General features: G+C 69.0%; 10 protein-coding genes. 2 read left to right on the top strand and 8 right to left on the bottom strand.

Translation table 11 applies throughout. From position 1 onward, the window contains the following. Positions 1-582 (bottom strand): PAS and ANTAR domain-containing protein (locus IIE03_RS25620; protein ID WP_318842782.1); only part of this gene is annotated, 582 nt, incomplete at its 3' end. Between the two features lie 355 nt (positions 583-937). Here IIE03_RS25620 and ligD point away from each other — a divergent pair. Both ligD and IIE03_RS03620 read left to right on the top strand, forming a co-directional pair. Then, complete coding sequence (ligD, locus tag IIE03_RS03625) at positions 938-1,849, top strand: non-homologous end-joining DNA ligase (RefSeq protein WP_192861371.1); 912 nt, start codon at positions 938-940, stop codon at positions 1,847-1,849. Next, a complete protein-coding gene (locus IIE03_RS03620; RefSeq protein WP_225997210.1) occupies positions 1,846-2,460 on the top strand; it encodes a DUF305 domain-containing protein in 615 nt (204 codons plus the stop codon). Before ligD ends, IIE03_RS03620 begins: the two co-directional genes overlap by 4 nt. Positions 2,461-2,541: 81 nt before the next feature. Here IIE03_RS03620 and IIE03_RS03615 read toward each other — a convergent pair whose 3' ends face one another. The 7 genes from IIE03_RS03615 to IIE03_RS03585 form a co-directional block, all read right to left on the bottom strand. Further along, positions 2,542-3,924, bottom strand: coding sequence for an RNA polymerase sigma factor (locus tag IIE03_RS03615; RefSeq protein WP_192861369.1), 1,383 nt, complete (start codon positions 3,922-3,924; stop codon positions 2,542-2,544). Between the two features lie 4 nt (positions 3,925-3,928). Beyond that, the gene (locus IIE03_RS03610; RefSeq protein WP_192861368.1) at positions 3,929-4,306 is read right to left on the bottom strand and encodes a YciI family protein; all 378 of its coding nucleotides are present in this window, start codon (positions 4,304-4,306) and stop codon (positions 3,929-3,931) included. 203 nt (positions 4,307-4,509) lie between these two features. Continuing rightward, positions 4,510-4,902 carry a type II toxin-antitoxin system VapC family toxin gene (locus IIE03_RS03605; protein ID WP_192861366.1) on the bottom strand — a complete coding sequence of 131 codons (393 nt, stop codon included), beginning with the start codon at positions 4,900-4,902 and terminating at the stop codon, positions 4,510-4,512. Next, the gene (locus IIE03_RS03600) at positions 4,899-5,162 is read right to left on the bottom strand and encodes a hypothetical protein (RefSeq protein ID WP_192861364.1); all 264 of its coding nucleotides are present in this window, start codon (positions 5,160-5,162) and stop codon (positions 4,899-4,901) included. The genes IIE03_RS03605 and IIE03_RS03600 overlap by 4 nt, the downstream gene beginning before the upstream one ends. Positions 5,163-5,603: 441 nt before the next feature. Next, positions 5,604-5,891 (bottom strand): contact-dependent growth inhibition system immunity protein, encoded by a 288-nt coding sequence (locus IIE03_RS03595; RefSeq protein WP_192861362.1) that lies wholly within the window; start codon positions 5,889-5,891, stop codon positions 5,604-5,606. Beyond that, entirely contained in the window at positions 5,891-6,310 is a 420-nt protein-coding gene (locus IIE03_RS03590; RefSeq protein ID WP_192861361.1) for an RNase A-like domain-containing protein, read from the bottom strand. Before IIE03_RS03590 ends, IIE03_RS03595 begins: the two co-directional genes overlap by 1 nt. An 89-nt stretch (positions 6,311-6,399) precedes the next feature. Further along, positions 6,400-7,881, bottom strand: a 1,482-nt coding sequence (locus tag IIE03_RS03585; protein WP_318842781.1) for an RHS repeat-associated core domain-containing protein, incomplete at its 5' end; no start/stop codon positions are given.

Raw genomic sequence — 7,881 nt, 5'->3', positions numbered from 1 at the left:
GGTGGGTGGTTCGGGGTTGTCCGGGTCCTTCAAGAACGCGTCGATCACCTCACGCGTAGGAAACACCGTCACCCCCGGCCCCGCAATCAGACCCACCAACCGATCCGCCAGATCCCGCACCGCCACATTCGTCCGATTCGACACCTCCCGCAACACCTCGAACGCCTCAGCCTCCTCCACCCCATACACCACCATCACCATCCCCTTGGCCTGCTCAATCACCGCACGCCGCTCCGCCGACGCCCGAATCGACGCCGTCGCATCCCGCTGCGCCGCCACCCGATGCGAATCCGTCACATCAATGAAATACCCCACCAACTCCACCACCCGCCCCGACGCCGGATCACGCCGCCCCTGACCCGTCACCGCCAACGTCCGCGTCCCACCCCCAGCATCCACGATCCGATGCACCGAACTGAACGTCGCCCCCGTCTCCGCAGCACGCCGCAACACCCCATCAAACCGCGCCCGATCCTCCGGATGCTTGTGCGCCAACATCAACGGCGTCGTCGGCACGATCTGACCCGGCTCGAACCCATGCATCACATACACCTCATCCGACCACGCCCACTCCCCCGACACCAGATCCAACCGATACCGCCCCACCGGCGGCCGACTCCCCCCATCCAACGCCTCCTCCACCCGCCCCTCCAACGGAGAATCGCCCGAAGGCCGCACAGACGTCACGATCCCCTCCTCGGATGAAAACACAAAGCCGGGAACACTCGACCAGAACACTACGACACCCACCACTACCACCAACCCACGACACCACGAGCGTAGCCGAGTCCAGCACCTCTCCTGCCCGCACCGTCGGCGCCGGTGAATAGCCTGCCCGTGGCGGGGTACCTGAACAGCGTCCCGCCGGCCCGAGGAAGCGGCGACTCGAGGGTCCGTGCCGGGACGAGGCGCCCGACGACGTCGCCCGGGAGGAACCATGACCGACGAGCTGGAGCGCAAGGTCGGGGACCACACGATCAGCGTGTCCAAGCCCGACAAGCTGCTGTTCCCCGACGACGGGATCACCAAGGCCGACCTGGTCGACCACTACGCGAGGATGGCCGCGCCCATGCTCCCGTTCGTCCGCGGCCGCCCGATCACCATGCAGCGCTTCCCCGACGGCATCGACCGGCAGGGCTTCTACGAGAAGAAGGCGCCGGACCACTTCCCTGGCTGGGTGGACCGGGTGCGCGTCGAGACCCGGGACGGCAGCCAGGACCAGGTCGCCTGCGAGAAGGAGGAGACGCTGGCGCTGCTGGCCGAACAGGCGTGCATCACCCCCCACGTCTGGCTCTCGACCCGCGAGGACCTGAGCGCGCCGGACCAGCTGGTCTTCGACCTCGACCCGGCCACGCCCGACGTCGGGCTCGTCCAGCACGCGGCCCTCTCGCTGCGCGACCACCTGGACGACCTCGGGCTCACCTCCTTCGTCAAGACGACCGGCTCCCGGGGATTCCACGTCCACGTGCCGCTCGAGCGCGGCGACGACTACGACGACGTCCGCTCCTTCGCGCGCGAGCTCGCCCGGCACATGGCGGACCAGGACCCGGACCGGCTCACGGTGGAGCAGCGCAAGAACAAGCGCGGTGACCGTGTCTACCTCGACGTGCTGCGCAACGCGTACGGCCAGACCGTCGTCCCGCCCTACGCGACCCGGGCACGACCGGGCGCCCCCGTCGCCGCTCCCCTCGACTGGTCCGAGGTGCACCGGACCGCGCCCGATCACTACACGATCGCGACCATCGGGCGCCGGATCGGCCGGCACGACGACCCGTGGGCGGACTTCGCACGACACGCCCAGTCCCTCGACGACGCCAGGGGCCGCCTGCAGGAGAGGACCACCTCATGAGCGAGCAGCACCCGCACCACCGGGACGACCACCACCAGGACGGCCGACAGCATGACGGCGGGCATCAGGACGGCTCCAGACACTCCTGGGCCATGTACCTGCGGTTCGCGGCGATGATCCTCACCGGGATGGTCATCATGTACTTCACGATGTTCGTCGGTTCCTGGGAATGGAGCCACGTGCGCTTCAGTGAGAGCCGCGTGTTCATGGCCCTCACGATGGGCGGCGCGATGGGCCTGGTCATGCTCGCGTGGATGCTGAACATGTACCGCAGCGCCGCGGCGAACGTCGCCGTCGTCGCCGTGAGCGCCCTGCTGCTCGCCGGCGGGGCGTTCCTGGACCGCAGCCAGATCACCGTCCAGGACGCCGGGTTCATGAGCGCGATGATCCCGCACCACTCCCTGGCCATCACCCGGTCCGAGCGGTCGCACCTGAACGACGTGCGCGTGTGCGAGCTCGCCGTCGAGATCAGCGAGGCGCAGCGGCGGGAGATCTCCGAGATGGAATGGCTGATCGAGGACATCCGGCGGAACGGGGCGGCCACGACCGACCAGGAGGCGGAGGCGCGACCCGTGCCGGATTTCGCGGAGAGCGCCGATCGGACGTGCTGAGCGGACATAGCAGGCGGACGTGTCGGGCGGACGTGTCGAGCGCAGGTGCCGGATGACGAAGGTCGGACGGCGGGCGCACGGTCAGGCCAGGTCCGCCAGCCGCCGCTCCAGGAGTGTGCGGTCGCCCTCCCGGTCCACGATCTCCAGGGCCCGCCGGTACTCGCGCGCCGCCTCGTCGGTCCGGCCGAGCCGGCGCAGGAGATCCGCGCGCACCGCCGGCAGCAGGTGGTACTCACCGAGCGAACCGCCCCCGCCCGCCGCGCTCCGCCGGTCGCCGGGCGTGGTGTCGTCGATCGCGTCCACCGCCGCGAGCGCCGCCTCCGGCCCGGCCACCTCCGCGAGGGCGACGGCCCGGTTCAGCCGCACGACGGGTGACCCGGTCATGTCGACGAGCACGTCGTAGAGCCCGAGGATCTCCACCCAGTCGGTCTCGGACGGCGACGGCGGATCCGAGTGCAGCGCCGCGATCGCGGCCTGCACCTGGTACGGGCCGGGCCGGCGCCCGGCCAGGACGTGGTCGAGCACGGCGATGCCCTCGTCGATCTCCGGGCGCCGCCACAGGGAGCGGTCCTGTTCGCCGAGGGTGCGGACGACGCCGTCGGGTCCGACGCGGGCGTCGCGGCGGGCGTGCTGGAGCAGCACGAGGGCGAGGAGTCCCTGCGCCTCGGGCTCGTCGGGCAGGAGTCGCGCGACGAGGCGGGCGAGCCGGACGGCGTCGTCGGCGAGCCGGCGACGGGCCTCGGCCGTGCCGTCCGTAGTGCCGTCCCGATTGCCGGCGGGTTCCGCCCAGGCGTCGTACCCCTCGGTGAACAGCACGTACAGGACGGCGAGCACCGCGGACACGCGTTCGCGGCGCAGCTGGGGCGGCGGCACGCGGAACGAGATCCCGGTGGTGCGGATGCGTTTCTTGACCCGGACCAGGCGCTGCGCCATGGTCGCCTCGGGGACCAGGAAAGCTCGGGCGACCTGCGCCGTCGTCATCCCGGTGAGCGAGCGCAGTGTGAGCGCCACCCGGCCCTCCAGCGGCAGTGCCGGGTGGCAGCAGGCGAACACGAGGGCGAGCAGGTCCTCGTCGGCGGACTCGGCCGACCACGCCTCGGTGAGCGCGTCGGTCACGGCCTCGCCGACGGGGTCGGCCGCCGGGTCCGCCTCGGCGGCGGGCGACGCCTCGACGCGCTCGGCGAGCCGGGCCGACGCGGCGGTCTTGTCCCGTTCGACGACGCGGCGGCGCAGCCGGTCGGTGGCATGGCGGCGGGCCGTGGTGGTGAGCCACGCCCCGGGTCGTTCGGGGATGCCGTCGCGCGCCCAGGTGCGTAGCGCGGTGGCGAAGGCCTCGGACGTGACGTCCTCGGCGAGGTCGAGATCGCCGGTCGAGCGGGCCACGGCCGCGAGGACGCGTCCCCACTCCTCACGGAACGCGTCCTCCACGGCCCGGCCGACCGCCGGGCCGGCGGCGTCGGGCATCGGCTCAGTCCTTGTCGTTCTTGTCGTCGTTCTTGTCGTCGTGCTTGTCGAGGCCCAGCGTCCAGAAGGGGCGCAGCTCGATCGCGCCGCCGAACGCCATCGGGTGCTCCGAGGCGATGCGCACGGCGTCGTCCAGGTCGGCCGCCTCGATCACGTCGAAACCGGCGATCGACTCCTTGGTCTCCGTGAACGGGCCGTCGGTGACGAGCACCTCGCCGCGCCGGACCCGGACCCCGACGGAGTCCTCCTGCGGGCGCAACCGGTCCCCGACGATCCCGGCGCCGCTGCCGTACACCTTCTCGGCCCACTTCTCGATGGGGGTGGTGGCCTCGGTGTCGCCCGGGTCGTCGGGCGTGTCGAGCACCAGCATCAGGTAGCGCATGTCAGTCTCCTTCGTCCGGCGCGGCCGTGTGCCGCGTCCTGCCCTCCCGACGAACGGCGATCCCGGTTCTCGACACCCGGGCCGGGACTCGTGCGGAAGTGCCCGCGGACCTCCAGGACATCCTGCCGCGGCGGCGCGTGCTGGGCCCAGTGCGCGCGCAAGCCGAGGGCTGTCCCGAGCCGGGCCGCGCCCCCGGCAGGGGTCTATTCCGGCAGCCCGCGAACGCGAACGCCGCGTGCCCTGGCTTCACGAGCCAGCCGAGCATCGAACGTCGCCACGTCGGCTTTCAGGCGCTCGGCCGTCGCGAGCACACAGGCATCGGGCATCTTCAGCGCGGCCGTCGCCCGCACCAGAGCCAGTTCCTCCGGGGACGGATCACCTTCGGGAGAGAGGCCGAACCCAGCCTCCTGCAACTTCTGCCGCGCCTCGACCTGAGCCCCGGACTTGGCCGGTCCCACCAGGACCTCGGCCATCGTCAGCGAATGCAGCACGATCCCGTCACGGCCGTGTTCGACGACGATCCTGGTTGCCTCCCCATGATGAACATGCTCAGGACGTGAAGCCGCGATCACGATGTTCGCATCGGCGACGATCACTCCTCGCCCCACCCCTCACGCACGTCCTCCAGATAGCCGTCCGGGTAGTAGTCGGCCAGCCCGGTCAAGGCCGCGACCGCCCGCTCGTGCCTGACCTTTTCGGCATCGTCCGCATGCTCGACCGCCGCGGCACCCTCCTCGATCAGATGCGTCAGCAGCCGGGTCGCCGGCTCCCCGGGCCAGCGCCGACGAGCCACGGCCAGCGCATGAGCGACGGAGTCGGTCTCGGTGATCGCATGACGCGGCTTCGAGGTCGGCATACCAGCAGAGTAACACTTTCCCGTCAGGTGTCACACCCGTGCCTGCACGCCGGAATTGCCGTGCTGGCTGTCGGTCGACGACGTGTACTACACAGCGTCCACGGCGCCCAGGCGCCGCTCGTCGACGGTGAACCTACGATCGAGACCCGTCGCCCTCGAACGCCAGCTCGTGCGCTGCGACCAGGATCTTCCCGAAGCCACGCCGCTCCTCGACGGTCACTCTGATCGGCCAGTAACCAGGGATGCCCACCTCGACGGACGGCACCGACGGCACCACGCAGGCCCTCGGGCCCGTCCACCAGGCGCACGCGGTCGCCGACCTCCCACGCGGGCGTGGGATGGCCGTCCGCCGTCACCGCTCGATCTCCCGCACGTCCGAGACCGGCACGCTCACGATGCCGTTGCCGCCGTCGACGACATCGACCATCAGAACCCCAAAGCCTATCTCCTCCCGTCCAGCACTTTCACGATCTCACTGAACCACTCGCGAAATGTCAAGTCGTCCGACCGCGGATCGTAGGCAGCACCTGCCAGATTGAGCCATGCGGCCGCCAGGGCATTGTCATCGCGCTCGTCCGAAAGAAGCTGGACGATCTCGCGCCGAAGCGCGCTGATCGTTGCGCTGCTCTCAGCCTCCCGAAACTTCACGACAACGCCGACCGGAGAGTTCGCTTCGAGGTCGTAGTCGGGATGGAAGTACGTTGACGCGAGATACCTGATCTCATTCATTAGCCACCTGCAATCGTTGGGAAGGAGGTCACAATGTGGTATCCGTCCGGCATGGACGGATTCCTCTGTAGCACGGTTGTCACCGCATCGGGTCTGACAAGGGAGCCTGACGACCGCAGATAGACACGCCCATCGAGTGGGTTCATCGTTCCGGTGATCTCCACTCGCTGCTTCGTGCCTTCAGCAAGCCAGTGACGAATCTTCAGCCGGTTCGTCGCAAGGTTACCTCCCGTGACCTTCTCTGCGGCAGCAAGATCCGTAAAGGTCGAGGAAAGGGGAATGTCACGAGCCTTCAGCTGAGCATCGGTCATGCCGACATGCCGACTAATCGCATGACCGCCAGCAGCTTCGTGTGGCGCCAACGGACAGCTGTCGTTGTGCACCAGGACGTCGTGATCACCAATGTGGTAGGCGTGCAAGCCAGCGACCGTGAGGTTGTAGGCAGTACCCGCCTCTCGGGTATCGAAGTCGATCTCGCGCGTGACGGTCGGTGCGCGACCATCAGCCGTCAGAACCTGCTCACGCTGTTAAGCTCCCGAGCCCCCTCCCATACCTGGTCGGTGACCGACCAGAATGGGTGGTCCTCGGTGGTGACGATGAGCTCGCCATCGACCTCGAATTCGAACAGGTCGTCCTGGTGGACCCACACACGGGTCACCTCACGCGCGACCTGCTCACCCGTCTCCGGATCAGTGGCGATGACCTCGTCGCCGACCTCAACATCCTCGATCGGTTTCTTCGACCCGTCCGCCATGAGGACTGGCGTAGATCCGGCGAAGGAACACAGCTTGCCTGCGCCCTTTGCACCCTGCGCCAGCCTCTTCGCGGCCTTGATACTCCCCTTCGCTGCGAAACCAACTCCACTGGTCGCTGCACCGGCAACCAGGCTCGATACTTCTAGGTCGAATTCCTCGTACCACGCCTGCGGGCTGCCCCACCAAGCCCAGAACAGCGCAGGGTCCTCGAATGCATGGAATGTGTCGACCCAGAAATTGACCGAGTCGGTGACTATGGCGTCAAACCAGCCCTCCGCGGTCACGTACCACGGCATGAACGGGTGGATCTGGCCCGATGCAACCGCCGCGTCATACGCGGAAAGGTTCGAACGCGCGACCGCGGCAGCGCCGTACATCGGGGTACCGCCCCATACCCATACGGTCTGGTAAGGGTCAGGAGTCCCGCCGGTGGGCTCGGGATTGGTGGGCGCGGGATTGGTCCCGCTGCCAGCTCCAGCGGAAGCACTGGACCCCCCGCCCCATACTGGTGCGCCTCGGTACGGAGACAGCAGTCCAGTGGGGTCAGAACGGGTGGTGGGGTTGTTGTTGGCGTAGGTGTAGCCGTGCCATTGCTGGGGGTCGGTCAGGTCCATGACCGGGTCGACCGACAGGAAGCGGCCCAGGGTCTCGTCGTACCAGCGGGCGCCTACCAGGGTGTAGCCCGTGGAGGCGTCTCGGGTCTTGCCCAGGAAGCGGTGGTCTCCCGGGAGCCGGTCCGCCGACCTGGCCGCGCCGTAGGGGGTCGTGTGGTGGCGGATGACGTCCTGGGTGGCCCAGTCCGTGTTCGGGACCGAGGCCAGCGGGGTGCCGTGGTGGTCCGCGACCAGGCTCGAGACGCTCTTCATGCCCTTGTCGGTGCGGACCGCGACCGTCTGCCCCGCAAACGCGTAGTACCGCGTCGTGGCGACCGGCTGACCCGGGGTCAGGGTGAGCTCCTGCCCGCCACCCACGTACGCCGTCACACCCGTGACCACAGGAGTCCCGCCGCTGGTCGTAGCGGTGCGGGTGATGCGCACGAGGCGGTCGCCGTCGGCGGAGTAAATGTTCTCCGTCGCCAGCGTGCCCTCATCCGTCACCGTCGGGGTCGCCCCGCTGCCGGTCTGACCCTCACACCACGTCTCCGGATCCTCCCCGTCAGGCACCTCACACTCCGGCTCAGCCGGCTGCACCGACAGCGACGTGTCCGTGTCCGTACCGGTCAGTTCCGACTCGAC

The sequence above is a fragment of the Myceligenerans pegani genome, from assembly GCF_014892515.1.
Taxonomy (GTDB): domain Bacteria; phylum Actinomycetota; class Actinomycetes; order Actinomycetales; family Cellulomonadaceae; genus Myceligenerans; species Myceligenerans pegani.
This window is presented reverse-complemented; position numbering and strand designations above follow the sequence as displayed.

Coding starts and splice junctions, on each gene's coding strand:
- ligD (WP_192861371.1), top strand. CDS start 938: ATGACCGACGAGCTGGAGCGCAAGGTCGGGGACCACACGATCAGCGTG.
- IIE03_RS03620 (WP_225997210.1), top strand. CDS start 1,846: ATGAGCGAGCAGCACCCGCACCACCGGGACGACCACCACCAGGACGGC.
- IIE03_RS03615 (WP_192861369.1), bottom strand. CDS start 3,924: ATGCCCGACGCCGCCGGCCCGGCGGTCGGCCGGGCCGTGGAGGACGCG.
- IIE03_RS03610 (WP_192861368.1), bottom strand. CDS start 4,306: ATGCGCTACCTGATGCTGGTGCTCGACACGCCCGACGACCCGGGCGAC.
- IIE03_RS03600 (WP_192861364.1), bottom strand. CDS start 5,162: ATGCCGACCTCGAAGCCGCGTCATGCGATCACCGAGACCGACTCCGTC.
- IIE03_RS03595 (WP_192861362.1), bottom strand. CDS start 5,891: ATGAATGAGATCAGGTATCTCGCGTCAACGTACTTCCATCCCGACTAC.